The 26,106-nt window shown below is 66.4% G+C and carries 23 protein-coding genes and 1 pseudogene; 3 read left to right on the forward strand and 21 right to left on the reverse strand.

Annotated features, from left to right (window positions below):
* Window positions 1-4: 4 nt before the first annotated feature.
* Both BM115_RS16395 and BM115_RS16400 read right to left on the reverse strand, forming a co-directional pair.
* Entirely contained in the window at window positions 5-1,333 is a 1,329-nt protein-coding gene (locus BM115_RS16395) for a sensor histidine kinase (RefSeq protein ID WP_092295900.1), read from the reverse strand.
* Entirely contained in the window at window positions 1,330-2,073 is a 744-nt protein-coding gene (locus tag BM115_RS16400; protein ID WP_092295903.1) for a response regulator, read from the reverse strand. The genes BM115_RS16395 and BM115_RS16400 overlap by 4 nt, the downstream gene beginning before the upstream one ends.
* Window positions 2,074-2,311: 238 nt before the next feature.
* Between BM115_RS16400 and BM115_RS16405 the strand changes: the two are divergent.
* The 3 genes and pseudogenes from BM115_RS16405 to BM115_RS16415 form a co-directional block, all read left to right on the forward strand.
* Window positions 2,312-2,839: pseudogene (locus BM115_RS16405) on the forward strand (thioredoxin family protein); the annotation flags it as partial.
* A gap of 91 nt (window positions 2,840-2,930) precedes the next feature.
* Entirely contained in the window at window positions 2,931-3,566 is a 636-nt protein-coding gene (gene maiA / locus BM115_RS16410) for a maleylacetoacetate isomerase (RefSeq protein ID WP_092295909.1), read from the forward strand.
* A 143-nt stretch (window positions 3,567-3,709) separates the two neighbouring features.
* The gene (locus BM115_RS16415) at window positions 3,710-4,660 is read left to right on the forward strand and encodes an ABC transporter substrate-binding protein (RefSeq protein WP_092296241.1); all 951 of its coding nucleotides are present in this window, start codon (window positions 3,710-3,712) and stop codon (window positions 4,658-4,660) included.
* Window positions 4,661-4,680: 20 nt separating this feature from the next.
* Here the strand turns inward: BM115_RS16415 and BM115_RS16420 are convergent, their stop codons facing one another.
* The 19 genes from BM115_RS16420 to BM115_RS16510 form a co-directional block, all read right to left on the reverse strand.
* Complete coding sequence (locus BM115_RS16420; protein ID WP_092295912.1) at window positions 4,681-6,030, reverse strand: M20/M25/M40 family metallo-hydrolase; 1,350 nt, start codon at window positions 6,028-6,030, stop codon at window positions 4,681-4,683.
* A gap of 192 nt (window positions 6,031-6,222) precedes the next feature.
* Window positions 6,223-6,858 carry a protein phosphatase CheZ gene (gene cheZ / locus BM115_RS16425; RefSeq protein ID WP_092295916.1) on the reverse strand — a complete coding sequence of 212 codons (636 nt, stop codon included), beginning with the start codon at window positions 6,856-6,858 and terminating at the stop codon, window positions 6,223-6,225.
* Window positions 6,859-6,870: 12 nt separating this feature from the next.
* On the reverse strand, window positions 6,871-7,257 hold the full coding sequence (cheY, locus tag BM115_RS16430; RefSeq protein ID WP_144199859.1) for a chemotaxis response regulator CheY: 387 nt from the start codon (window positions 7,255-7,257) through the stop codon (window positions 6,871-6,873).
* Between the two features lie 71 nt (window positions 7,258-7,328).
* Window positions 7,329-8,405 (reverse strand): protein-glutamate methylesterase/protein-glutamine glutaminase, encoded by a 1,077-nt coding sequence (locus tag BM115_RS16435; protein WP_092295922.1) that lies wholly within the window; start codon window positions 8,403-8,405, stop codon window positions 7,329-7,331.
* A 22-nt stretch (window positions 8,406-8,427) separates the two neighbouring features.
* Complete coding sequence (gene cheD, locus BM115_RS16440) at window positions 8,428-9,084, reverse strand: chemoreceptor glutamine deamidase CheD (RefSeq protein WP_092295925.1); 657 nt, start codon at window positions 9,082-9,084, stop codon at window positions 8,428-8,430.
* Window positions 9,084-10,001, reverse strand: coding sequence for a CheR family methyltransferase (locus tag BM115_RS16445; protein ID WP_092295928.1), 918 nt, complete (start codon window positions 9,999-10,001; stop codon window positions 9,084-9,086). Before BM115_RS16445 ends, cheD begins: the two co-directional genes overlap by 1 nt.
* Before the next feature lie 79 nt (window positions 10,002-10,080).
* Window positions 10,081-10,575 (reverse strand): chemotaxis protein CheW, encoded by a 495-nt coding sequence (locus BM115_RS16450; protein ID WP_092295931.1) that lies wholly within the window; start codon window positions 10,573-10,575, stop codon window positions 10,081-10,083.
* A gap of 33 nt (window positions 10,576-10,608) precedes the next feature.
* Window positions 10,609-12,627: a chemotaxis protein CheA gene (gene cheA / locus BM115_RS16455; RefSeq protein WP_092295934.1), complete on the reverse strand. Its 2,019-nt coding sequence runs from the start codon at window positions 12,625-12,627 to the stop codon at window positions 10,609-10,611.
* A gap of 61 nt (window positions 12,628-12,688) precedes the next feature.
* A complete protein-coding gene (gene motB, locus BM115_RS16460; RefSeq protein ID WP_092295937.1) occupies window positions 12,689-13,684 on the reverse strand; it encodes a flagellar motor protein MotB in 996 nt (331 codons plus the stop codon).
* Window positions 13,685-13,697: 13 nt separating this feature from the next.
* Window positions 13,698-14,561: a flagellar motor stator protein MotA gene (gene motA / locus BM115_RS16465; RefSeq protein WP_092295940.1), complete on the reverse strand. Its 864-nt coding sequence runs from the start codon at window positions 14,559-14,561 to the stop codon at window positions 13,698-13,700.
* 122 nt (window positions 14,562-14,683) lie between these two features.
* The gene (gene flhC, locus BM115_RS16470) at window positions 14,684-15,289 is read right to left on the reverse strand and encodes a flagellar transcriptional regulator FlhC (protein WP_092295943.1); all 606 of its coding nucleotides are present in this window, start codon (window positions 15,287-15,289) and stop codon (window positions 14,684-14,686) included.
* Window positions 15,286-15,603 (reverse strand): flagellar transcriptional regulator FlhD, encoded by a 318-nt coding sequence (flhD, locus tag BM115_RS16475; RefSeq protein WP_010812713.1) that lies wholly within the window; start codon window positions 15,601-15,603, stop codon window positions 15,286-15,288. The genes flhC and flhD overlap by 4 nt, the downstream gene beginning before the upstream one ends.
* A 413-nt stretch (window positions 15,604-16,016) precedes the next feature.
* Window positions 16,017-16,769: a DUF4088 domain-containing protein gene (locus tag BM115_RS16480; RefSeq protein ID WP_092295946.1), complete on the reverse strand. Its 753-nt coding sequence runs from the start codon at window positions 16,767-16,769 to the stop codon at window positions 16,017-16,019.
* A gap of 101 nt (window positions 16,770-16,870) precedes the next feature.
* Complete coding sequence (locus BM115_RS16485; RefSeq protein ID WP_092295949.1) at window positions 16,871-18,724, reverse strand: methyl-accepting chemotaxis protein; 1,854 nt, start codon at window positions 18,722-18,724, stop codon at window positions 16,871-16,873.
* A gap of 129 nt (window positions 18,725-18,853) precedes the next feature.
* On the reverse strand, window positions 18,854-20,512 hold the full coding sequence (locus BM115_RS16490) for a methyl-accepting chemotaxis protein (protein WP_092295952.1): 1,659 nt from the start codon (window positions 20,510-20,512) through the stop codon (window positions 18,854-18,856).
* A gap of 79 nt (window positions 20,513-20,591) precedes the next feature.
* On the reverse strand, window positions 20,592-21,080 hold the full coding sequence (locus BM115_RS16495; RefSeq protein ID WP_092295955.1) for a chemotaxis protein CheW: 489 nt from the start codon (window positions 21,078-21,080) through the stop codon (window positions 20,592-20,594).
* 183 nt (window positions 21,081-21,263) lie between these two features.
* The gene (locus BM115_RS16500) at window positions 21,264-21,656 is read right to left on the reverse strand and encodes a response regulator (RefSeq protein ID WP_092295958.1); all 393 of its coding nucleotides are present in this window, start codon (window positions 21,654-21,656) and stop codon (window positions 21,264-21,266) included.
* 209 nt (window positions 21,657-21,865) lie between these two features.
* Window positions 21,866-23,845, reverse strand: coding sequence for a putative bifunctional diguanylate cyclase/phosphodiesterase (locus BM115_RS16505; RefSeq protein WP_092295961.1), 1,980 nt, complete (start codon window positions 23,843-23,845; stop codon window positions 21,866-21,868).
* 132 nt (window positions 23,846-23,977) lie between these two features.
* Entirely contained in the window at window positions 23,978-25,753 is a 1,776-nt protein-coding gene (locus tag BM115_RS16510) for a methyl-accepting chemotaxis protein (protein WP_092295964.1), read from the reverse strand.
* Window positions 25,754-26,106 lie beyond the last annotated feature (353 nt).

Here is a 26,106-nt window from a genome sequence, read left to right on the forward strand (position 1 = left end):
GCCATCAAGGCAGGATCACCTCCGCGGAGAGTCCGCCGCCTTCGCGATTGCGCAGCGCCAGCTTGCCGCCGAGCGCCTGCGCCAGTTGCTGCGCGATGGCCAGCCCCAGCCCGCTACCGCCGGTATCGCGGTTCCGCGAGGCCTCCACGCGATAGAACGGCTGGAGCACCGCATCGAGCTGTTCCTCCGGGATGCCGGCGCCGCGATCCATCACCATCAGCCGCAGGGCGCCATCGGCGTCGCGCCGGGCGACGATCTCGGCCGCGCCGCCGAACTTCAGGGCGTTGTCGATCAGGTTGGTCAGGATGCGCCGCAGGGCATGCGGGCGCGTGACGATCGCCCCGCCCACGCATTCCTCCATGGTCACGGCCTTGCCAGTGTCCTGATAGTCGTAGACCAGGCTTTCCAGGAACGAGCCGATGTCGATACGCGTATCGGCCTCGCCATCGACGTGCGTGCTGCGCGCATAGGCCAGCCCCTCGCGCACGAGCCGCTCGATCTCGGACAGGTCGCTGATGAGCTTGTCCTTCTCGACAGACTCCTCGGCCATCTCGGCACGCAGCTTCATGCGCGTGATGGGGGTCTGCAGATCGTGGGAGATGGCCGCGAGAATGCGCACGCGCTCCTCCACGAAATGGGCGATGCGGTCGCGCATGGCGTTGAACGCCACCGCCGCGTGGGCCACCTCGCTCGGGCCGGTCTCGCTCATGCGCGGCGTGGTCTGGTTCGGGTCGAGCGTGTTCGCCGCATCGGCCAGCGTCGCCAGCGGCCGGATGGCCTGCCGCACCGCAAACCAGCTGCACAGCACCAGCAGCGCGAGTTGCGCCACCATCACATAGGGCAGCCAATGCGCCAGCGGTGCCATGGCAGGATGGACGTCGATAGTCAGCGGGCTGCCGTCGCTCAGTGTCAGGTGCGCCTGCAGGCGCTTGCCGTCGCCCGGAATCATCTCGACCCGGACCGGGAAGCGCTGGCCGGCCGCCTCCTCGATCTTGTTGGCGATGTCCTTGGCGCGCATGGTCATGTCGGGCACGCCCGGCAGGCCCGGGCCGAGGACGTAGCGGTACGTCGGCCGGTCCAGCCGGTGGATCCAGTCCGGGCGCTCGGCGGCGGGCAGGCGGTCGAGAATGGCGATGGAAGTGGCCACTTCGTTTTCCAGCGTGCCCAGCATGACCGTGCGCGCGGTGACGTAGCGTTCCATGAACAGCACCGTGAACGACATCGCATAGGCGATGACCAGCCCCGCCAGCAGGATCAGGAACAGCCGTGCGCTCAGGGTGCCGGGCCACCAGCGCACCCGCGACTGCGGCGCTACCAGGGCGGCCGTGGTCATTCGCGTGCCTCGGTGATCTCGACGGGCATCGCCAGCACGTAGCCCTCGCTGCGCACCGTCTTGATGTAGATCGGCTCGCGGGCGTGATCGCCCAGCCGCTGGCGCAGGCGGCTGACCAGCAGGTCGATCGAGCGGTCGAACAGCTCGGCGTCACGGCCCTGCGTCAGGTTCAGCAGCTGGTCACGGTTCAGCACGCGCTGCGGATGGTCGACGAACACGCGCAACAGCCGGTACTCGGCGCCGCTCAGGGCCACGACAGTGCCGTCCTTGTCCAGCAGATGGCGGGCGGTGGTGTCGAGACGCCAGTCGCCGAAAGTGAGCAGCCGGCCCGCCTCGGACACCTGGAGATTGGGCGGAAGCATCCGGGTGCGCCGCAGCACCGCCTTGATCCGCGCCATCAGCTCGCGCGCGGCGAACGGCTTGGCGAGGTAGTCGTCGGCGCCCATTTCGAGGCCGATGATCCGGTCTGTCTCATCGCTGCGGGCGGTCAGCATCAGGATCGGGGTGCTCTTGTGCTTCCCGGCGCGCAGTTCGCGGCACAGCGTCAGGCCGTCGTCGCCGGGCATCATGATGTCCAGCACGATCAGGTCGACGACGTTCGACTCCAGGAAGGTCCGCATGTGGCGGCCGTCCGGCGCAATGGTCACCCGCAGCCCGTTACGGGTCAGGTAGGTGGACACCAGCTCGCGGATTTCGCGGTCGTCGTCAACAACAAGGATATGGTCGATATGGGCGTCCATCTGGCGGCGCTCTTGGTAGATTTCAGTGGCGATGAGCGGAGTTTGCCCGCTCTGGCGATTGGTTGCACTTCCCTTTGTATGCCAGTGTATCTGGCCAAGCCGGGCAGACAATACCTTACCTGGCGGCCGGCGGGCGATACATCCGGTACACGCGCACGGTGTCTGATAGCGACCATACACCACCCGAACGGAGCGCACTGCCATGAACACCCCCTCTTCCTTCACGCGCCGCACCTTTGGCGCCATGGCGCTGGCGGCGCTTGCCGCCGTCGGCGTCAGCCTGGCCAACGGCCAGTTTCCCGGCCTGAGCGACGCCCGCGCCGCCCGCACGGACGCCCCGGCGCCCCCCCTGGACGGCGCGACGACCTGGCTCAACTCGCCTCCGCTGAACATGGCGCAACTGCGCGGCCGGGTCGTGCTGATCGATTTCTGGACCTATTCGTGCATCAACTGCATCAATACGCTGCCGTACGTGCGCAGCTGGGCCGAGAAGTACAAGGACCAGGGGCTGACCGTGATCGGCGTGCATACGCCCGAGTTTCCGTTCGAAAAGGACGTGGGTAACGTCCGCGACGCGCTGAAGCGGTTCAAGCTCACCTACCCCATCGCCATCGACAACGACTACAAGATCTGGCGCGCCTTCCAGAACAACTACTGGCCGGCGCTGTACTTCATCGACGCGAACGGGCGCATCCGGCACTACCACGTGGGCGAAGGGGACTACGAGAAGTCCGAGCAGATCATCCAGACGCTGCTGAAGGAAGCCAAGGCTGGCGCGGCAGCGGCGCCAGTACCGGCAGCGGCAGCGGCACCGGCACCGGCGCAGTAACCCGACGGCCAATCCAAGGAGATTCAGCATGAAGCTTTACGCGAACGAGATTTCGTCGGCCACATCGCGCGTGCGTATCGCGCTGGCCATGAAGGGGGTGCAGGTCGAGATGGTCACCGTCGGCATCCTGGGCGACGGTGCCGAGAACCGGCAGGCGGACTACCTCGGCATCAATCCACAAGGACTGGTGCCGGCGCTGCAGACCGACGAAGGCGAGTTGCTGACCCAGTCGCTGGCCATCGTGGAGTACCTCGACGAGCGCTTCCCGCTGCCACCGCTGCTGCCCAAGGACGGCGCGGGCCGCGCCTTCTCCCGCTCGATCGCCCTGGCCATCGCCAGCGAAATCCACGCGCTGGTGCCACCGCGCGTGGCGGCCTACCTCGGCAAGATGCCCGGGATGGGCGCGACGGGCGTGGTGACGTGGAACCGCCACTGGATCCTGGAAGGCCTGACCGCCGTGGAAGCCCGCCTCGCCGCCCGCCGCACCGGCCCCTACGTGGCCGGCAACACGCCGACAATCGCCGACATCTTCCTCTTCCCCCAAGCGATCAACGCGGAGCGCGCGGGCATCGAACTGGAGCAATGGCCACACATCGCCGAAATCGTGGATCGGCTGCGGGACGTGAAGGCGTTTGCGGAGAACGCACCGGCGGCGCGGCGGTAGCGGGAGATGGCTAGGGGACCGGGGCGTTCCGGGAAGCTCCCACCCCCGCATAACAAAGCGCGAAAACATTCGTTCGCATCGTCGGGGGCACGGCGTAGGGTCTTGGACTGTTGGCCAGTCCGGCCTTGTTCGAACGGATTCCGATGACCGCTTCCCGTCGCCAGTTCCTGCGCTATGGCGCCATGCTTGCCGCCGCTCCTGTGCTGATTTCCACCGCGCGTGGGCAGTCGCGCCCTGTCCTCAAGGCGGGGGACCAGAAGGGTGGCCTGCGGGCGCTGCTCGAATCCGCCGATGCACTCAAGGGCATTGGCTACGATATCCAGTGGACGGAGTTCCCGGCCGCCGCGCCGCTGGCGGAGGCGCTCAATGCGGGGGCGGTCGATTGCGGGCCGATTGGCGATGCGCCGGCGATCTTCGCACTCGCGGCGGGGACGCGGATCAAGCTGATTGGCGCCAACCGGTCGGACCCTTATGGCACCGCCATCCTCGTGCGGCCCGATTCACCGCTGAAGACCGCGGCTGACCTCAAAGGCAAGAGCATCGGCACGAACCGGGGTTCGATTGGCCATTTCGTGACGCTGAAGGCATTGGCGTCAGCCGGATTGAAACCCGAGGACGCCAACATCCGCTTCCTCCCTCCAGCCGATACCAAGCTCGCGCTGACCAATGGCTCCGTCGATGCGTGGGCGACCTGGGAACCGTACACGGCCATGGCGGAGACCAGCGGCCATGCCCGGGTACTCGTCAGCGGGCGTGGCCTGTGGTCGGGGCTCAGCTATCTCGCCGCCACCGACGCGGCGCTCGCTGCCAAGCGCGCGGTCCTGGCCGATTTCCTCCAGCGCGTGGTGCGCGCCCAGGTCTGGTCCTATGAACACGCGGCGGAGTTCTCCGCCACGCTGGCGCGCATCATCGGCATCTCGCCGGAGGCGGCGCGGCTGCAGTTCGAGCGACGCCATACGACATGGCAGCCGATCGATGCCAGCCTCGTCGCCATCCAGCAGCAGACCGCCGACTTCTACCTCAAATCCGGATTGCTGAAGCAGCGGCTCGAAGTGGCATCGACGTTCGACACCCGCTTCGGACTGCCCGCCTGACAGCGATCCGGGGCAGCGCCCTACTTCGTCGGCCGCTTGGCGAGCAAGGGCTCGCTCACGCCTTCCACGCCGACCAGCCCGAGCACCGTGGTGAGTGCCCACTGCGCACCCTCATGGGCATTGGTCGGATCGAACCATTCGTCGCGCGAGTGGGAACCGCCCGACTTGCCGCCGCTGCCGAGGATAACCGCCGGAATGCCGAGCGACATCGGCACATTGGCATCGGTGCTGCCGCCGCGCAGGCTGGGCGCTTCCTTGCTGTTAGCCTTGATCACGCGCACGGCCGACTGCACGATGACCGAGTCCGTGGCGGTCTGGCCTGCCGGCCGGTCGCCGATCTGCTTTGCCTGGAAGGTGATCTCATTGCCCTTGGTGGGCGACCAGCGGCCGTTCTCGTCAGCCACACCCGATGCGATGGCGGACATGATGTGCTTCTCGGTTTCGAGCAGGGCCGGCGTGCCGTTGGAGCGGATGTCGATGGCCATCTTGGCGTCTCCGGCAATGGCGTTGACCGATGTGCCACCCCCCACCGTGCCGACCGTGAACGTGGTCTTGGGGTCCGTCGGCGTGCGGACATCGCTGACCTTGCCGATCGCGCGGCCCATCGCGTGGATGGCACTCGGCAGGCCGAACGCGCCGAAGCTATGGCCGCCCGGGCCACGGAACGTAATTTCGTAGCGATGGCTGCCGGTGCCTTGCGTCAGCACGCGCTCGCCGGTGCCCGGTTCGAGGCCGATCATGCCGTCGATATCGGGATGATCGCGGAACACTGCCTTCATGCCGCGCAGGTTGCCGAGTTCCTCCTCGCCGACGTTGCCCACGAACACGATGTCCCCCACCGTGCGGACGTTGTTCTCGTTGAGCACCTTGAGCCAGGACAGCAGCACGGCCAGGCCGCGCGTGTCATCGCCGATACCGGGCGCATAGAGCTTGCCGTCGCGCGATTTCACGGTGACGTCGGTGCCCTGCGGGAACACGGTGTCGAGGTGGGCGGAGATCAGCAGCTTGGGCCCGTTGCCAGTGCCCTTGCGGATACCGATGGCATTGCCCTCGGCGTCGATGCGCGCATCGGTCAGCCCCAGCGCCTTCAGGCGCGATACGAAATACTGCGCGCGCGCGGACTCCTTGAACGGCGGCGCGGGAATCTCCGTCATCGTCTTCAGTTCGGTCAGCGCGCGGGCGTCGTCTGCCTTCACGTCGTCGAGCAGCTTCTTCACCACCGGCGAGGCCTCGAGGCGCGTATAGGTGCTGTCAACCTGGGGCGAGACCTGCGGCACCGTCAGCGTTTGTGCGGAGGCGACCCCGACGAAGGCCAGCGTGGCGAACGGGACGACGTGACGGGCGAAGACGGTACGGCAACGGGCTGGCATGGCGACAGTATCCTCTGGCAGTGATACGACACAAAAACCCGGCCCGGGACCTGCTCGGTACCGCGAAGCCGGGGAGCGATCACATTCTGCCAGCGAATGCGGCGATGTGCTCGCGGGACCGTCTCCAAAAACAAACGGGACAATCGCCCGACGCGATTGTCCCGTTGCATCCTGCCATGACCTGATGTGGCTTCAGAAGCCCAGGCTTGCCAGCAGATCGTCCACCTGCGACTGGTCCGACACCACGTCGGCCTTGCCCTCGGGGTTGATCTGCGGACCGTTCATCAGCGTGGGCGGAGCTTCCACGCGACGATCGGCCGGTACGTTGTCGATCAGTACCTGCAGCAGTTCCTGCTCCAGCGAGCGGATCATGTCCATCATCTTCTTGATGACCTGACCCGTCAGATCCTGGAAGTCCTGGGCCATCATGATCTCGAGCAGGTGGCTGCCCGTGGCCTTGGCCTTCTGCGGCACCTCGGTCAGGAACTCGCGCGTGTCGAGCACCAGGGCCCGGGCATCGCCCAGTTCCACCGGCGTCTCGAACCACGCGTCCCAGCGCTTGTCCAGCGCGTTGGCGCGGGCTTCGAGGTCTTCCTGCAGCGGCTGCGCCAGTTCCACGGCCGTGAGCGTACGCTCGGCGGCCTGCTCGGTCATGGCGGCGATGTAGCTCAGGCGGTCGCGCGCGTCAGGAATGGCCTGTGCGGCCCGCTCGATTTCCTTGTCGAGCCCCAGCTCCCGCATGTTATCGCGCAGCATCCGCGTGAGGTTGCCGATGCGATGGATGATCTGATCGGCTGATTCATTGCTGAAAGTCTGAGTCGTCGACATGTCGTGCCCCTCTTACTGACCCAGCTTCTCGAAGATCTTGGTGATCTTCTCGTCCAGCGTCGCCGCGGTGAACGGCTTCACCACATAGCCATTGGCGCCAGCCTGCGCTGCAGCAATGATGTTTTCCTTCTTGGCCTCGGCGGTCACCATCAGCACCGGCGTCTTGGCGATCTCGGGAATCGCGCGGATCGACTGCAGCATGGTCAGGCCGTCCATGTTCGGCATGTTCCAGTCGGACACGACGAAATTGAAGCTGCCGTCCTTCACCTTCTCCAGGCCGGCGGCGCCGTCCTCGGCTTCTTCCACGTTGGTGAAACCGAGTTCCTTGAGCAGGTTACGGATGATCCGACGCATGGTCGGGAAGTCGTCGACCACGAGGATCTTGATGTTCTTGTCCACTATACGGCTCCAATACGGTTGTGGATAACAAATACGAAAACTGCGCCCGGCGCGTGCCCAGGGTCGGTGCCCTACACGCGCTGCGCCCGCGCACCGAAGGTGGCCAGGTGCGCCATGACGCGCTGGCTCATCGAATGCAAGGGCACTACTTCATGCACGCCGCCGGTGGCGATGGCCTCCTTCGGCATGCCAAACACGATGCAGGACTGCTCGTCCTGCGCAAGGTTGTAGGACCCGGCCTCGCGCATGCGCAGCATGCCGCGCGCGCCGTCCTTGCCCATCCCGGTCAGGATCACGCCCGTGACGTTCTTGCCGCCATGCACGGCGGCGGAGTCGAACAGCACGTCGACTGACGGGCGGTGCCGGTTCACCGGCGCTTCCTGCGACAGGTGCGCCACGTAGTTGGCGCCGCTGCGCGCCAGCAACAGGTGCGAGTCACCCGGCGCGATGTACGCATAGCCCGGCAGCACGCGCTCGCCGTGCTCGGCCTCCTTGACCGTGATGCGGCACAGGCCGTTCAGCCGTTGCGCGAACGACTTCGTGAAGCCGGCCGGCATATGCTGGACGATCATCACGGCCGGGCAGTCCGGCGGCAGCGGCATCAGGAATTCCTTGATGGCCTCGGTGCCGCCCGTGGACGCGCCCACGATGATCAGCTTTTCCGTCGACAGCAACGGCGTGCGCAGCAGCGGCGCCGGCGAGGCGCCTTCGGCCGCGCCCTCGGCGCGGGGGGCCCGCACCCGGGCGCGCGACGCCGCGCGGATCTTGTCGGCGATGGTGTCCGTGTACTCCATCAGCCCGTCGCGGATGCCCAGCTTGGGCTTGGTGACGAAATCCACCGCGCCCAGCTCCAGCGCGCGCATGGTGATTTCGGACCCGCGCTCGGTCAGCGACGACACCATCAGCACCGGCATGGGCCGCAGGCGCATCAGGCGCTCGAGGAAGTCGAGGCCGTCCATGCGCGGCATTTCCACGTCCAGCGTCAGCACGTCCGGGTTCAGGCGCTTGATGAGGTCGCGCGCCACCAGCGGGTCGGGGGCGGTGCCCACCACTTCCATGTCTGGCTGGCTGTTGATGATCTCGGTCATCAGGCTGCGGATAAGCGCGGAATCATCCACGCACAGCACCTTGATCTTCGCGGCGGTCATATCTGGTCTCTACGTCTCATTTTCAGGTCGGCACCCTTGCCGTGGCCTGCCGCGTGAACAATTCCACTGCGCCTCGTACGGGCGCCTTCGTGGAGGTGGAAATCGCGCGTGCCAGCGCACGCTCCTCGCGTTCCACGCCTACCGTATCGTCTTGTCGTGTCAGCCGGCGCACCAGCGCCAGGCCACTGCGCGGGAAATAACTCACCCGTCGCGCGTGCGGGCCACGCAGATCCTGCGCCGCCAGTCGAATCTCTTCGGTCTTCAGGTACTTCAATACAAAATCGGCATTCCGATCCCCAATATTGAGGGTCGTCATGTTCGCCAGCACCGCGCCGCCGCCAAAAACCTTGGCTTCCAGGCGCTCGCGTCGGGCGCCCATCTTCAGGAGTTCATTGATCAGCACTTCCAGCGCGTAGCAGCCGTAGCGCATCGAGGCGGACAGCATGCGGTCCGGCCCGGCGTTCTCGTCGTCCGGCAGCATGAAATGGTTCATGCCGCCCACGCCCGCCACTTCGTCACGGATACAGGCGGCCACGCAAGAGCCGAGCACCGTGGTCAGCACCACGTCCTCGCCGCTCACGTAGTACTCGTTCGGCAGCAGCTTGATGGCCTGCTTGCCGAACTCGCGGTCGAAATACTTGCGCGTGGCAATGGCTTCCGGCATCTGGGGCGTACGCATCATGCACCTCCGCTGCCGCCCTTGCCGGCCAGTTCGTATACCGTCTGCCCACGCAGCTGGAACGCGCGCGTGACATACGAGAAATTCTCGGAATGGCCGGCGAACAGCAGGCCATTCGGCTTGAGCAACGGGGCAAACCGTTCCAGGATGCGGCCCTGGGTCGGCTTGTCGAAGTAGATCATCACGTTGCGGCAGAAGATGGCGTCGAACTTCTCGCGCAATCCCCATTCCGGCGCCAGCAGGTTCAGCGGCTCGAACGCGATCGTCGACGCCAGGTCCGGCTTGACCTTGACCGAGCCCGAACGTGCGCCGGTGCCCTTCAGGAAGAAGCGCTTCAGCCGTTCCTGCGAGAGCCGACCCACCTGCTCGGCCGTGTACACGCCGGCGCGGGCCTTGGCCAGCACCTGTGTGTCGATGTCGGTGGCCAGCACCGAACCGGCGCGGTCACCGAGTGCCTCGGCCAGGGTGATGGCGATCGAGTACGGCTCCTCGCCCGTCGAGGCCGCCGCGCACCACACGCTGTAGGGCCGGCCAACCTTCTTGGCATGCTCGGCCAGCAGCGGGAAGTGGTGCGCCTCGCGGAAGAACGAGGTCAGGTTCGTGGTCAGCGCGTTGGTGAAGAACTCCCATTCCTGGGAGCGATCATCGGACTCGAGCAGGGCCAGGTAGCTGCCGAAATCGGCGAGCCCCAGCGAGCGCAGGCGCCGCGCGAGCCGGCTGTAGACCATCTCGCGCTTGTGACTGCCGAGCGAGATGCCCGCGCGCTTGTGAATCAGCGCGCGCACCTTCTCGAAATCATGCTCGGTGAGCAGGAAGTCACGCATGTCGTCGCGCAGCGGCGCCAGCACCGGCGCGGCGGGGGCGGCAACCGCGCCTGGCTTCCCGATGGCGCTGGAGGAAGAACGGAGCGGCGTCATGGTGTGTATCTTCGTGGAGTGCCGGGTCGCGGCGGGTAAATCTAATGAGACTTCGGGGGCGATCTGCCGGCTGGCCCGATCAGGCCAGTTCGGCTTCCACCAGCTCCATCTCGGAACTGGTCATCATGCGTTCGATATCGATCAGGATCAGCATGCGCCCTTCCACCGAGCCTAGGCCGGTCAGGTGCTCGTTCGACACCGACACGCCGAACTCCGGCGCCGGCTTGATATCGTCACCGGTCAGCGTGAGCACGTCCGAGACGCCATCCACCACGATGCCGACCACACGGCCCGCCACGTTGAGGATGATCACCACGGTCTGGTGGTCATAGCGCACGTTGCCGAGGTCGAACTTCAGGCGCAGGTCCACGATCGGGACGATCACGCCGCGCAGGTTGGTCACGCCCTTGATGAAGCCGGGGGCGTTCGCGATGCGGGTGACGGTCTCGTAACTGCGGATCTCCTGCACCTTCAGGATATCGATGCCGTATTCCTCGGTGCCGAGCGTGAAGACCAGGTATTCCTGGCCAGAGGCTTCGCCCGCCTGGGTATCGATGTGTCCGATGCCGGCCATGTCAGTGCTCCTTTGCTGTCGCTATGCTGTCAGTTACTGTGCAACCGCGTCCTGGCGGCGCACGCCGGTGCGCTGCAGCGCGCCCACGTCCACGATCAGCGCCACGCTGCCGTCGCCGAGGATCGTGGCGGCCGAGATGCAGGGCACCTTGCGATAGTTCGTTTCGAGGTTCTTCAGCACCACCTGGTGCTGGCCGATCAGCTGGTCCACCAGCAGCGCGAAGCGCTTGCCCTCGGCGGCCAGGATCACGGCGATGCCCTGCGTCGGCTCCTGCAGCGCGCCGGTCACGTTGAAGACCTTGTGCAGCTCCAGCAGCGGCAGGTATTCGCCACGCACGTTCATCACGCGCTCGCCGTTGGCGGCGGTGTGCACGTCCTCGGACTTCGGCTGCAGGGACTCCATCACGCAGTTCAGCGGCAGGATGAAGGTTTCCTCGCCCACGCGCACCGACATGCCGTCCAGAATCGCCAGCGTCAGCGGCAGCACGATGCGGGTGGTGGTGCCATTGCCCGGGCGCGACGCGATTTCCACGTGCCCGCCCATTTCCTGGATGTTCCGCTTGACCACGTCCATGCCCACGCCGCGGCCGGACACATCGGTGACCACCTCGGCCGTCGAGAAGCCCGGCGCGAAGATCAGCTGCCAGACTTCCTCGTCGCTGATGTTCTCGGACACCGGCAGGCCGTTCTGGATCGCCTTGGCCAGGATGCGCTCGCGGTTCAGGCCGCCACCGTCGTCGCTCACTTCGATGACGATGTTGCCGCCCGCGTGCTGCGCGGAGAGGATCAGCTGGCCCGTCGGCTCCTTGCCGGCGGCCACGCGCTTTTCGGGGGTCTCGATGCCGTGATCCAGGCTGTTACGGACCAGGTGGGTCAGCGGGTCGATGATCCGTTCGATCAGGCTCTTGTCGAGTTCCGTCGCCTTGCCGAACGTGACCAGGTCGATCTGCTTGCCGAGCTTGCTGGCCAGGTCGCGCACCAGGCGCGGGAAGCGCGAGAACACGTAGTCCATCGGCATCATGCGGATGGACATCACCGCTTCCTGCAGGTCACGCGCATTGCGCTCCAGCTGGCCCATGCCCGAGAACAGGCGGTCGAACAGCACCGGGTCCAGCGACGAAGCGGTCTGTGCCAGCATCGACTGCGTGATGACCAGTTCGCCCACGAGGTTGATGATCTGGTCGACCTTCTCGGTCGGCACGCGAATCGAGCCGGAATCCGGCGCGGCGGCGCCGGCGGCCGGCTTGGCCTTCTCTTTTTCTTTGTCCTTGGCAGGCGCGGCGGCGGCCGGCGCAGCGGCTACAGGTGCCGGCGCGGCCACCGGGGCCGGGGCGGGTGCTGCGGCGGCGGCCGGCGCAGCACCAGCAGCCACGGTTTCTACGGTGATCTGCTTGTCGTCGATCACGAAGCAGCAGACCGCGATGATGTCGTCGGCGCTGCACTGGCTGTTCAGCCAGATGACGAGGTCGCCATCGGCTTCCTGCTGGCCGGTGATCTCGCCCAGGTTGGCGATTTCCTCGCGCAGCAGCGCCTGGTCGCCGGCCGATACCTTGAGCAGGCTGATCTTCAGGTTACCAGCGCCACCACCGGCAGCGGGTGCGGCGGCCACGGGGGCCGGAGCGGCAGCGGCCACCGGCGCATGGCCCGGCTCGCCGCCGGCTTCCTCGGCCAGCTGCTGCAGGACGGCGCAGATGCGCGCCAGCGTTTCCGGATCGGGTTCGGTGCCGTTGCGGTAGGCGTTGAGCTGATCTTGCAACACGTCCTTGGTTTCCAAAAAGGTGTCGATGATGACCCGGTTGAGGGCCAGTTCCCGCCGACGCGTACGGTCAAGCAGGTTCTCGAAAATATGGGTGGTCGCGGTCAGTGCCGCGAAGCCGAAGGTGGCGGCGCCGCCCTTGATGGAGTGCGCGGCACGGAAAATGGCGTTCAGCTCTTCCGAATCGGGGGACTCGATGTCCAGCCCGAGCAGCAGCTGCTCCATTTCCACGAGCAGTTCTTCCGCCTCTTCAAAGAAGGTCTGATAAAACTGCGTGATATCGATATCGACAGACATGACCGTCCTGACTCGCTAAATTGCTCTGGAAGATGTGCCGCCCTGTGACGGGCGGCACGCCTCATTCGATCTTGCCCTTGCCTGCAGCGCCGCTGCCGGACGGCCTGGCCGCCGGCGCGGATGCTGCCTGCGCCTGCTCCACCTGTGCCTGCAACTCCTCTGCGGCACGGCCCTTCTGCGCCTGCACGGACACTTCGGCCGCGCTCGCGTTTTCGGATTCGAACTGCGCCTGGGCCCGCTTGTTCAGCACCACGATGCTGATGCGGCGGTTCACCGGGGCCAGCACGTCTTTCTTCTCCAGCGGCATGGTGTCCGCCAGGCCCAGCACGCGCAGCACCTTGCCTTCCTGCATGCCGCCGGCAATCAGCTCCTGGCGGGAGGCGTTGGCACGGTCCGCCGACAGCTCCCAGTTGCTGTACGCGCGCTCGCCCATCATGTACGTGGCCGAGTCGGTGTGGCCGGACAGGCTCACCTTGTTCGGCATCTCGTTCAGCACCGGGCCGATCTCGCGCAGGATGGTGCGCATGTACGGCTCCACCGCGGCGCTGCCGGTGCGGAACATCGGCCGGTTCTGCGTATCCAGGATCTGGATGCGCAGCCCTTCGCTCGTGATGTCCAGCAGCAGCTGCGGACGGAACTGGCGCAGCACCGGGTTGTTCTCGATGATCTGTTCGAGACGGCCCTTCAGGGCGCGCAGGCGCTCGGTGTCCATCTGGTCGCGCCGGCGCTGGGCGTCGGACGGATCGTTGGTCTGCGCGCGCATCACCTCGCCGTCCTTGGCCTGCACGTCCTTGCCGCCGCCGGGAATGACGCTCTTCGACATGCTGCTCTTGTCGCCGCCGGCAATCGCCACCTTCAGCGGCGTGCGGAAGTACTCCGCTACGCCTTCCAGCGTCTTCGGCGAGACCGAGCTCAGCAGCCACATCACCATGAAGAAGGCCATCATCGCCGTCATGAAGTCGGCGTAGGCAATCTTCCAGCTGTGGTTGCCATGCGGCTTGGCGTGCGACTTGGCCTTGCGGATGATGATCGGACGCAGATCCTGGGCGCTGCTCATGACGTCTCTCCGGTCAGGTCAGGCTCTTGACTTCGCGGACGTGGTCATCGAGCTCGAGGAACGACGGCCGCACCGTGGAGTACAGGACCTTGCGGCCGAATTCCACCGCCACCAGCGGCGCGTAGCCATTGAGCGAGGCGAGCAGCGTGACCTTGATGCACTCGTACATCTTCACGCTCTCGGACACCTGGTGCTCCACGCGGGAGGCCAGCGGCGAGACGAAGCCGTACGCCAGCAGAATGCCGAGGAACGTGCCGACCATGGCGTGGGCCACGAGGGCGCCCAGCTCGGCCGGCGGCAGGTCTGCCGAGGCCAGTGCGTGCACCACGCCCATCACCGCGGCCACGATGCCGAAGGCCGGCAGGCCGTCGCCAACGCGCGACAGCGCATGGGCGGGAATCTCGGCCTCGTGGCGGTACGTTTCGATTTCGTGGTCCATGAGCGCCTCGATCTCGAAGGCGTTCATGTTGCCGTTGACCATCATGCGCAGATAGTCGGTGAGGAATTCCATCATCACCGCATCGGCCAGGATGCGCGGATACTGGCTGAACACGCTGCTGGCCGCCGGGTCGGCGATTTCCTTCTCGAGGAACAGGATGCCCTCGCGGCGGGCCTTGGAGAGCAGCACGTACAGCAGTGCCATGATGTCGAGGTACAACTCCTTGTTGTACTTCGAGCCACGCAGCAGCATCGGCATGGCCTTCATGGTGGCCTTGATGGCCTTGCCGCTGTTGGAGCTCACGAAGGCGCCCAAGGCGGCACCGCCGATAATGATGAGCTCCGCCGGTTGATAAAGCGCGCCCATGTGGCCGCCGGTGATGGCATAACCGCCCAGCACCGATGCCACCACGACGACATAGCCAATAACTACTAGCACGATCGGATCCCCGTCTGAAAAACACGCGTCAGGCACGCACGGGCATCCTGTAGGGGCGAGCGGGGTCACCGCTCACCCGTCCCGGGGAGCCCGATTGCCGCGCGGACGTCTGGCCCGATGGATCAGGCTTCAGTCTGCGTGGCTGCGGCGTCCTTCGAGAGCTTCTTCACTTTCCCAGCACGCGACGGCGGACGGCACAGGCTGCACACGAAGTTCGCGTGCGGCTCATAAGCGTGCGTGACGAACTGTCCGCCGCAACATGTGCACGAGGAAAGCTGCAGCATATTGCTCTCGAAAAACCGTACTAACGTCCAGGCACGGGTGAAACTTAAGACAATTTCGCCGCCCAGCAGCGAAACGTGCTCGAGGTACAGACGGTAAGCGGCCACTACTGCACGAATGCCCGACGTCTCGCCTTCCTGCACCATGAACTGGTACGCGGAGAAGAACAGGGACGAATGGATATTCGGCAGCCAGGTGGTGAACCAGTCTGTCGAGAACGGGAGCATGCCCTTGGGCGGCGAGGCGCCCCGCAGCTCCTTGTAGAGGCGGATCAACCGGTCGCGCGAGAGCGTAGTCTCGGCTTCCAGCACCTGCAGGCGCGCGCCCAGGCCAATCAGCTCGATGGCGAGCTGGGTCTGGTTCGCGTCCTGCAGGACGCTTTTCCGGTTAGGTGCCGGTGTGGCCGTAAAGCTGCGGGCCGGCTGGGCCTGTAGGAGCGCGGTCAATTGAGCGACTCCACAGGTTGCCGGGCAAGCAGGATAGCAGCGTGGATCTGCTGCATATCATGGCTCTTGGCCGTGTGGGTGAGCGTGGACAGCAGCGCATGATCGTCAAAGCGGAAACGGCACAGCACCATGTTCGATGCTGCCAGCTTGACGAGTTGCGCCGAGGTCAGTTTGGCAAGAATGTCGGCAATTTCCTTGCTGACGCCAAGCCTGAACATGGCTTCCACCTGGTTTTCGCGCACCAGTCTTTGCGCGAGCAGAAGATAGGCGAGATTGACCTCCCTGATCTCCTGGAGAACTTCACTGCTTTCCAATTTTTCCCCGCTACCAAAACCCTTCGACCGCTTGTCCGGCGCTTACCAGCTTCGTGTCCGTGAGGACCCTTGCCGGCGACCAGATCGTTTAGTGCGTGTTCGATGGGTACGACGTACTACGAAAGAACTTCGCCCGGTTACACCTTCTCTCAGAAACGTTACATCTGTTACAGAGTGTAAGTGAAACTGTTACGTTTATATCGGCAATCGGCCCGGAATGCCAATCCCTACTTGAGTTGGGGTCCAGCAAATGTCGCATGGAAAAGACATGGCCCGCCGAATTTGTAACACCAGCACACGCCTGCTTGTGGTTTACATCAAGCGTGCTCAAGCACGTAACGCATCGTGTACCAAACGGATACACGCCTTGTGCGGTGGACATGACATGGCCAAACAGCGCCCCGCAGATTCCACTATTGACGAACCATCGCGCCTTGGCTAAACACGCGCCGCAACCATGCGGCAAGCCGCGCGAAGACGTCGTCAGGCGCCTCGCGGAACAGCTGGGGTCGCGCACGCTCCACTTGCTCGAGCATGCGTGCGGCCTCATCGGCACTGACCGAGCCGTACTCCAACGCAAGGCCCAGCAGCGCGCGCATCTCGCCCACCTTGCTGCGGCCCAGCGCCTCGCTCTGCTCAGTCTGCAACGCGTACATGACGTCATACGCGCGTTGGCGAAGACTGTCGGATATCCGCCACGCCGGGGTGCGCATGCGTTCCTCCAGCGTGCGGATGTCGATGGCGGAGGCAGAAATCTGCGCGGCCAGCGCTTCGGTGAAGGCGGCGTCGGCGCCGGCCTCGGTGAGGATCTGCGTGGCCCACTCGCGCGCGTGCTCCACGCGCTGCTGCGGCGTCCAGTCGGGCTGGATGGCCAGGCCGAAGCCGAAGCGCTGCGCGTCGCGCATCAGCGCCGCCAGCGCGTTGGGGAGCTGCTTGTCGAAGACCTTCTTGGCCCAGCCGTACTCGCCGCTGGCCAGCAGCCGCATCACGGCGCGCTCGGTCAGCGGGCCGTCCTGCTGCATCAGCCGCGCCCGCAGGAAGTCATCGAACGCGGGCGGCACGAACTGCGGATCGATGCCGGTGGAAACTTTTACAAAGGCGTCGAAGTCCGCGCGCAGCCTTGCCGTGGCTTCGGCCGACAGCGACAGGTTGATATCGGTAGTCATGATGTCATCGCATGCAAACGCGCCCCGGCGCAGCTTTTACAACGCTGCAGCCGGGGCGCACGGCGCGACTGGGCACGGCAATCAGAGCGGCGTGGCGCCGGTCAGAATGCGCTCCAGTCGCCGTTGTCGGATCCATTACCGGCCGCCGTGGCGGACGGACGCAACAGCTTCGGCTCGGTCGCTGCCGTGTCGTCGGCGGCTTCCGCTGCCGCCGCACCGGCACCGGCCACGACCAGCGCCGTGCCAGCGGCCTTGTTACGCGCGCCACGGGCCTTGGCACCCTTCAGCGCCGAGGTCACCGCCTTGACGCCGGGCCGGACCGCCGAACGCGCCGCAGGGGCGGCCGACAGGCCAAGCGCGGGCGCCGACGGCGCCACATCGTCATGCGACAGCTTGTAGCCCGACACCGAATCCTGGAGCTTCGACGCCTGATCCTGCAGCGAGCCGGCCGCCGCAGCGGCCTGCTCCACGAGCGCCGCATTCTGCTGCGTCACCTCGTCCATCTGCGCCACGGCCTGGTTCACCTGTTCGATGCCCGAGCTTTGCTCGGCGGAGGCCGCGCTGATCTCGCCCATGATGTCGGTCACGCGCTTCACGGCCTGGACGATCTCGCCCATGGTCGTGCCCGCCTGGCCCACCAGCGCTGCGCCGTTGTCCACGCGCGCCACGGTGTCGCCGATCAGGCCCTTGATTTCCTTGGCCGCATTGGCGCTACGCTGCGCCAGGCTGCGCACCTCGCCAGCCACCACGGCAAAGCCGCGGCCCTGTTCGCCGGCACGCGCCGCTTCCACGGCGGCGTTCAGCGCCAGGATGTTGGTCTGGAAGGCGATGCCTTCGATCACGCCGATGATGTCGACGATCTTGCGCGAGGCCTCGTTGATCTCGTCCATCGTCTTCACCACGCGACCCACCACCTCGCCACCGCGCACGGCGGTCTCCGAGGCATTGGCGGCCAGCCCGCTGGCCTGACGCGCGTTGTCGGCGTTCTGGCGGACCGTGCTGGTCAGCTCTTCCATGCTCGATGCGGTTTCCTCGAGCGAGGCCGCCTGCTGCTCGGTACGCTGCGACAGGTCGTTGTTGCCGGCCGCGATCTCGCGCGATGCCGTGCCAATCGATTCCGCCGATTCCTTGAACTCGCGCACCATCGACGACAGCTGCTCCTGCATCTGGCTCATCGCCAGCAGCAGGCTGCCACGGTCGCCGTTGCGCAGCGCCACCTTGCCCGAGAAGTCGCCATCGGCGATCTGCGAGGCGATCGACGCTGCGTAATCGGGCTCCCCGCCCAGCTGCTTCGACAGCTGACGCGCCAGGAACCAGCCCAGCAGCACGGAAAGCGCCAGACCGCCGACCACCAGGATCAGCATCAGCACGCGCGAGCTGTTATAGACGCTGGTCGATTCGTCCATGTTGAGCTTGGCGCGCTCGTCGCGGCGCTTGACCATCTTGAACAGCACGTCTTCCAGCGCGCGGCTGTCCTTGAGCAGGTCCGCGCTCTCGGTGAACACGGTGGATTCGAACTGCGACGTGTCCAGCGGCTGCTTGCCGACCAGCGCCACGTACTTCTCCATGCGTTCACGGAAGGCCGGCACCAGCGTTTCATACTGCTTGACCATCGCCTGGCCTTCCGGCGAGGTGAACGAGTCCTTGGCGGCCTTCACGCGCGCTTCCATGGCGGCCAGCGATTTCTCGATGGTCTCGCGCTCGGTGGCGCGCTCGCCCATCGTCGAGGCGGACAGCAGCGCGATCTGCGAGCGGCTGGCGTAGACGAGGTTGATATTGCCGTCCTGCACGGCCTTCAGGGCCTGCAGATCGCTGTTGTAGATCTTGCCGGTCCATTCCGCCATGCGCCCCATATTGACAACGCCCAGCAGGCCGATGATGGCGCCGATCACGGAAACGACCAGGAAGCCGGCAATAAGCCTGGTCGTAACGCGCAGTTGATTGAACCACTGCATAGAACTACCCCCTTCTGTCAAAAAAGACCGGGATGGGCATCGGTTGCCGCCTCCCGCGTTGTTATCGCGGCCGCTAGGCCGCTCTTACCCCGTTCCTGGCGCCACGTTGTGCCCGCGGCGTCTTGACGTTCAGATACTTGCGTACCCGGCTCCGCTTCCCACTTCCGGCGCCGGCAAACCCTTGCGCGGGCGCGCCGGCCGGACTTCGGCCTGCATGCTGACGCGGAAGGTGGATACCGACTCGCGCAACCGGTTGGCCTGTTCTTCCAGTGCGCCGGCCGCGGCAGCGGCCTGCTCCACCAGCGCAGCGTTCTGCTGCGTCACCTCGTCCATCTGCGCCACGGCCTGGTTCACCTGTTCGATGCCAGAACTCTGCTCCGCCGATGCCGAACTGATCTCGCCCATGATGTCGGTCACGCGGCGCACGGCCTGCACGATCTCGTCCATGGTCGCGCCTGCGTCGCTCACCTGCGCCGCGCCGTTCTCCACGCGCGCCACGGTGTCGCCGATCAGGCCCTTGATTTCCTTGGCCGCGTTGGCGCTGCGCTGCGCCAGGCTGCGCACCTCGCCCGCCACCACGGCAAACCCCCGACCCTGCTCCCCGGCCCGCGCCGCTTCCACGGCGGCATTCAGGGCCAGGATGTTGGTCTGGAAGGCGATGCCTTCGATCACGCCGATGATGTCGACGATCTTGCGCGAGGCTTCGTTGATCTCGTCCATCGTCTGCACCACGCGGCCCACGGCGTCACCGCCGCGCACGGCGGTGTCCGAGGCATTGGCGGCCAGTCCGGTCGCCTGGCGGGCGTTGTCCGCGTTCTGGCGGACCGTGCTGGTCAGCTGCTCCATGCTCGAGGCGGTCTCTTCGAGCGAGGCCGCCTGCTGCTCGGTACGCTGCGACAGGTCGTTGTTGCCGGCCGCCACCTCGTGCGTGGCCGTGGAAATGCTCGCCATGCCTTCGTGGATGTCGTGCACCACGGACAGCAGGCTGCGCTGCATCGTGCGCATGGCCCGCGCCAGCGCGCCGATTTCATCGTTCGATTCGTGGTCGAAGCCAGTGGTCAGGTCGCCCGCGCCCATGCGCAGGGCGAAGTCGAGCATCTCGCCGACCGGGCGCTCCACCCGCGTCACCAGCATCGAGCCCGCCGCGAACGAGGACAGCACGGCCAGCCCGAAGGCGCCCCACAGCCACGGCCACAGTTGCGCAGCGGCCTCCGGCGCGAGCCAGTGCGCGCCGCCCGCAGCCGCCAGGAACCAGACCAGTCCGGCCAGCTGGGCCCAGAGGATGCGGCGCTTGAGGTCCACGCGCGTCAGGCGGCCCAGCAGCCCGGCGAGGCCCGTGCGCACCACCGCGCCATCGCGAATCGCCAGCCCGCGCGCCCGGTTCTCCCGGAAGCGCTGGTACAGCGCGGCGGTGGCGTCGATCTGCTCCCGGCTGGCCATCGCCCGGACCGAGGTGTAGCCCACCACACGATCTGCCACGCGCGTGGGCGTGACGGTGGCCAGCACCCAGTAGTGGTCGCCGTCCTTGCGGCGGTTCTTGACCACGCCGGTCCAGGACTGGCCGGCCTCCAGGGCGCGCCAGAGATCGGCGAACGCTTCCGGCGGCATGTCGGGATGGCGCACGAGGTTATGCGCCGCGCCAAGCAGCTCCTCCGCCGTGAAGCCGCTGGTCTCGATGAACGCCCGGTTCGCGAACGTGATCCGTCCCTTGAGATCGGTTCGCGAAATCAGGTAGTCGTTCGGCGAGAGCAGGTGCTCGCGTTGGGTTACAGGCTGGTTGTTGCGCATGTCTCGTTGCTGCGTGAAAGCCGTGGGCGCCAGCGCGCTTTGTCAGGCGTACGCGCCGTGGGCCGGTGTGAAGTGGGGATCAGTGGCTGCTGGCCGCGGCGTCGATGGCGGCGAGGTCGTCGATGTTCATCAACTTCTCGATGTCCGCCAGGATCAGCATGCGGCCTTCGAGCGAGCCCAGCCCGCGGATGTATTCGGTGTCCACGCCGCCGGAGAGTGCCGGGGCGGGCTTGATCTGCGCCGGCGCCAGCGTCAGCACGTCTGACACGCCGTCAACCACGATGCCGGTGGTGCGTTGATGGAGATCAACGATGATCACCACGGTGTACTGGTCGTAGCTGACCTCGGCCTGATTGAACTTGATGCGCAGGTCGATGATGGGAACGATGATGCCGCGCAGGTTGATCACGCCCTTCAGATAGGCGGGCGCGTTGGCGATCTGCGTCACCGATTCGTAGCCGCGAATCTCCTGCACCTTCAGGATGTCGATGCCGTATTCTTCGCGACCGAGGCGGAACGCGAGGAATTCTTCACCCGCGCCGTCTGCCTTGTTGATGCTCGTATTCATGGTTGCCCCCGCTGGCTGGATGGGTCGAGGCCGGGGTTCCGTGCCCCTTGGCTTGTGGCGACCCGCGATTTGCGACCCACAATATGCGGCCAGAGGCAGCCGGCGCGCGCCGGACACCTGCTATGGCCCTCCAGTATTTACGGCAGCAAACGGGGTGAATGAAGGGCGACATGGCCCACGACATTACCCCTCCGTGGGAGGGGTCGGCAAGGCCAGCAAGGCTTCCACCGACGCCATCAGTTCTTCCGGATCGAACGGCTTGGCCAGGAAACCGGACGCGCCAGCCTCGCGGGCCTGATCGCGGATGCGGTCGTCGTGCTCGGTGGAAAGCATCAGGATCGGCACGCCGGCATAGTCCGGCAGCGCCCGCAGCGCGCGGATCAGCGCCAGGCCGTCCATGCCGGGCATCACCTGATCGGTCACCAGCATCCCGAAGCGCCCTTCCAGCGCCACCTCGTGGGCCTCCTTGCCGTCGGCGGCCTCCGTCACCGTGTAGCCGCCAGCCCGCAGGCAGGCGCCGATCATGCGGCGAAGGGAAGGCGAATCGTCGACGACGAGAATGCTCGGGAGGGACATGGGGGGACTCCGGGGTAAAAGTTGGTCCGCCTGCGTGCGTGCAAGAGGCGCGCGCGCGCCCAGGCTGCTGGCGACGGACGGGCCAGCCGTGTGCACGCGGTACGCGTGCCACTGCCTGTCTTCAGCATATCGACCCGTTCGTGCCCGGATTTGAGGCAACAACGCGTCGATTAGAGGAAAACTTCTAATCCGGGGATCCCGGCGCGAGGTCAGGCGCGCAGCGGTTCAGCGCCGTGCAGGGTGTCGGCGAACGCCGACGGCTCCAGCGGCAGCGCCATCAGGAAGCCCTGCACTTCGTCGCAGCCCATGCCGTGCAGGATGTCCAGCTGCGAGTTCGACTCCACGCCCTCCGCCACCACCTTCATGCGCAGTTCGTGCGCCAGCGCCACCATGGAGCCGACGATCGCGCGGCCCTGCGGGTCCGTATCGAGCCCGCCGATCAGCGTCCGGTCGATCTTGAGCGTGCCTACGCGCAGCCGCTTCAGGTAACCCAGGCTTGAATAGCCGCTGCCGAAGTCGTCCAGCGCCACCTGAATGCCCAGCGCCTGCAGTTCCGCCAGCGTCTCCAGCGACTTGCCGATGTCCTTCATCGCCGCCGTCTCGGTAATCTCCAGCGTGATGGCCGAAGGCGGAATGTCGTGCTGGTGGATCTGTTCCAGCAGGTACTGCGGGAAATTCCGGCTCGCGAAGCGCAACCCGGACACATTGATCGCCACCGGCACGATGGGCAGCCCGGCATCGTGCCACTGGCGCACCTGCGCGCAGACCGTGGCGATCACCCAGTCGTCGAGCTTGTCGATCTGGCCCGACTGCTCGGCCACCATGATGAATTCGGCCGGATTGACCGCGCCCAGCGTGGGATGGCGCCAGCGGCACAACGCCTCGGCGCCCACCACGCGGCGGGTCTTCACATCGAACTTGGGCTGGTACATCAGCCGCAGGCCGTCGTCCTGGATGGCCAGCCAGAGGTCGCGCCGGATCACGCGCATACGGCGCGCGCGCTCGCCGGCGGCGGAATTGAACACGCGCACCTGGTTGGAGCCGCTCTCGCGCGCCTCCGCCAGGCTCACGCGGGCGGCCTGCATCAGCGCCTCGGAGGTCTGCGCGTCGCGCGGATAGATGGCGATGCCGATATTCACGCCGATCTGCATCTGCAAGCCCCGCGCCGCCACGAACTCCGCCAGAGAGCCGAGCACGCGCGAGCCCAGTTCATGCGCCCGGCTGTGTTGCACCAGTTCCGGCACGCCCACGGCGAATTCGTCGCGCGCCAGTCGGGCCAGGAAGTCGTGCGGCTCCAGCGCGGCCTGCGCCAGCGCGCCGGCATCCTGGGCGAGGATGTCGTCGGCGCGCACCTCGAATACTTCGTCCACCTCGCGGAAATCGGCGATATGGATCAGCAGCACCGCGCAGCCGGTGTCGGAGAGCCGCGCATGGGCGATGGTCTGGTCGAGCCACCGCGCGAACGCGTTGCGGTCCGGGAGGTCGGTCGTCACGCTGTACTCGCCGACCGGTGCCTGTCCACGCGCGGCGGGCCGCACGGTCAGGCCGGGAATGCGCGACAGGCCGCGCCGCCCTGCCCGCTGCTCCTGGCGCGAGACCATGCCGGCAGGCAGTTCGTCGATGCCATCGCCCGCCAGAACCGGCTCGACGCCAGCCGGCAGCCAGCCGCGCGACTGCGCGCGGTGCACCGCGAACATCGCCGCGCAGAGCAGCGCCAACCCGCCGGCCAGCCAGGCCGGTGCGGGCAGCCCGGTCGCTTCCACGCAGGCGCGGGCGCTCAAGCCCGTGCCGCCGCACACGCCTCCCAGGCGCGCGCCAGCCACGGCCACCAGGCCGGCGCCGGACGCCATCGCCAGCGCCACGGCCACACCCCAGCCGCGTCGGCCTTGGCGGAACCAATGGAAGATGGGCGGAATCACTTGCGCGACGATGGCCGTCGCCGCCAGCGTCGCCACGAACGTGGCGGCCATCTTCACGCCGTCATTGGCGGCGGTGAGCGTGCCGGAGGCGATGGCCACCCAGACCGGCATGCCGAGCGTGGCCTGCGACATCAATGCCGCCGACCACGTCAGGCTGCGCGCGGCCTTGCGGCCCGGCGTGCGGTCGCCCGATGCCGTGCGGCGCGCGCGCGCGGCGGCAAGGCCGAGCACGGACGCAAGCATCAGGAGGCTGTAAGTCGTGGCAGTCATGGGGGCGGCGCGTTTGTGGCGGGCACGGATGCCGGCATACCCTCGATGCGGGCCATCGGGCGGCCCGTATCACGGCATCGTGTCTCCGCCATGGGAACAGTCAAGCGCTTACTTCAAACGATGATTGGGCGATCAGAACGCGGCCCAGTCGTCGTCCGCGCGCGAGGCAGGGGCCGCCCCCGACGCCGACAACTGCGGGCGCACCAGCTGCGACTCGCGTGACTTGCGCACCACCGGCGGCCGTGCGCTGGCGGGGCGGGCGGCAGCGCGTGCCGGGCCCGACGCGGGCGACGACATGGCCAGCTTCGGCGCGGCATGCACCGGGGCCGGCGCGGCGGCGCGACGACCGTCCTCGCCACCCAGCGTGAACACCGACACCACGTTCTTGAGCTTCTGCGCCTGTTCCTCGAGCGCACCGGCGGCAGCCGCCGCTTCCTCGACCAGCGCCGCGTTCTGCTGCGTCACCTGGTCCATCTGGTTCACCGCCTGATTCACCTGCTCGATGCCGGTGGTCTGCTCCTGCGACGCCGCGCCGATCTCGTTCATGATGTCCGTCACGCGACGCACGGCCTGGACGATCTCGCCCATGGTCTGGCCGGCCTCGGCCACCAGACGCGTACCGCTTTCCACGCGCTGGCCCGATTCGCCGATCAGCGTCTCGATTTCCTTGGCGGCGTTGGCGCTGCGCTGCGCCAGGCTGCGCACCTCGCCGGCCACCACGGCAAAGCCACGGCCCTGTTCACCGGCCCGCGCCGCTTCCACGGCGGCATTCAGCGCCAGGATGTTGGTCTGGAAGGCGATGCCTTCAATCACGCCGATGATCTCGACCACCTTGCGCGACGCGCCGTTGATCTCGTTCATCGTATCCACCACGCGGCCCACCACGTCGCCACCCTTCATGGCGATCTGCGACGCCTCGCCAGCCAGCACGCCAGCCTGGCGCGCGTTGTCGGCGTTCTGGCGCACCACCGTGGTCAGTTCCTCCATGCTCGCCGCGGTCTGCTCCAGCGACGACGCCTGTTCCTCGGTGCGCTGCGACAGGTCGGTGTTGCCGGCGGCAATCTGCTGCGTGGCCGAGGCAATCGAATCGGTACCGCCGCGCACTTCGGCGACGATGCCCGACAGGCTCTCCTGCATCTTCGCCAGCGCCTGCATCATCCGGCCGATCTCGTTCTTCGACATGCTGACGATGCGCGAGGTCAGGTCACCGCGCGCCATGCGCTCGAACACGTCGAGCGCTTCCTCCACCGGGCGCACGATCGCACGTTGCAGCATCACGGCCGCCAGGATGGCAACGACGGTTCCGGCCACAATCAGGACGATCGACAACAGGCGAATGCTCTCAAAACGGGCCTGGGCGCCTTCGAAGCTGCCCTTGGCCACGTTCATCTGGAATTTCTCGAGCTTCTCGTGGGCCGTGGCCATCGTGCGCTGGAGGTCGGGCAGCACGTCGCGGGCCAGGCGCAGGGACTCTTCGCGGTTACCGGCGACCAGCGCCTGCTGGAGCGGCGTCACGCCCTTCTCGAAGAAAGCCTGGCGCGCGACGCCCAGCGGGGTGGCGAGCGCCTTTTCCTCATCGCCCTGGGGCAGCGCCGAATAGCGCTTCCAGCCGGCGTTGGACGACTCGACGAAGATCATGGAGCGGTCCACGTTCTTCTTCATGTCGTCGCTTTCGCTGCCGGGCATGACGCCACGGTCCAGCGCCAGGCGCACGCGGGTGGTGCCCAGCATCGCCTCGCTCAGCGCAAGCGCCGAGGCAAGCTGGTTCGAATAGGTTTCCTTCAGCGCATCATTGGTTTGCGAGATGCCATGCAGCCCGGCCCCGCCCACCAGCAGCAGGATGGCGGTGAGCACGACCATGGCGCCCCGCAAAAGGGTCTTGATCTGAATATCGTTGTGAAAGGACATGATTCGCTGAATGAATAGGAGGAAACCCGGCGCCCTCCCGGCACCGGTCCGGCAGGCGGACACCCCTGGCAGCCTGCTCAAGACACGATAACGGCGCGGTCTCAACCATCCTTGAGGCAACCGGCAAATCGAATTCACTGTGCGGATAAGGCACCCGAGGCAAATGCGCAAAATGCGGTGGCATACACCGCACATATGCCCCGGATGCACTGCACAAAACGGCCGACTCAAACAGGCGAATCGTCTCAAATGCGGCAGAATCCGAAACGCGTCGGCAGGCCAGTTCAGCGTCCGCCGAATATCGCGCCGTTTTGCATCTACGGGCCGCGCGCTGCCGTGCCGAATCGATGGTT

Origin of the sequence: Cupriavidus sp. OV096, assembly GCF_900115455.1 — a bacterium.
GTDB lineage: Bacteria > Pseudomonadota > Gammaproteobacteria > Burkholderiales > Burkholderiaceae > Cupriavidus.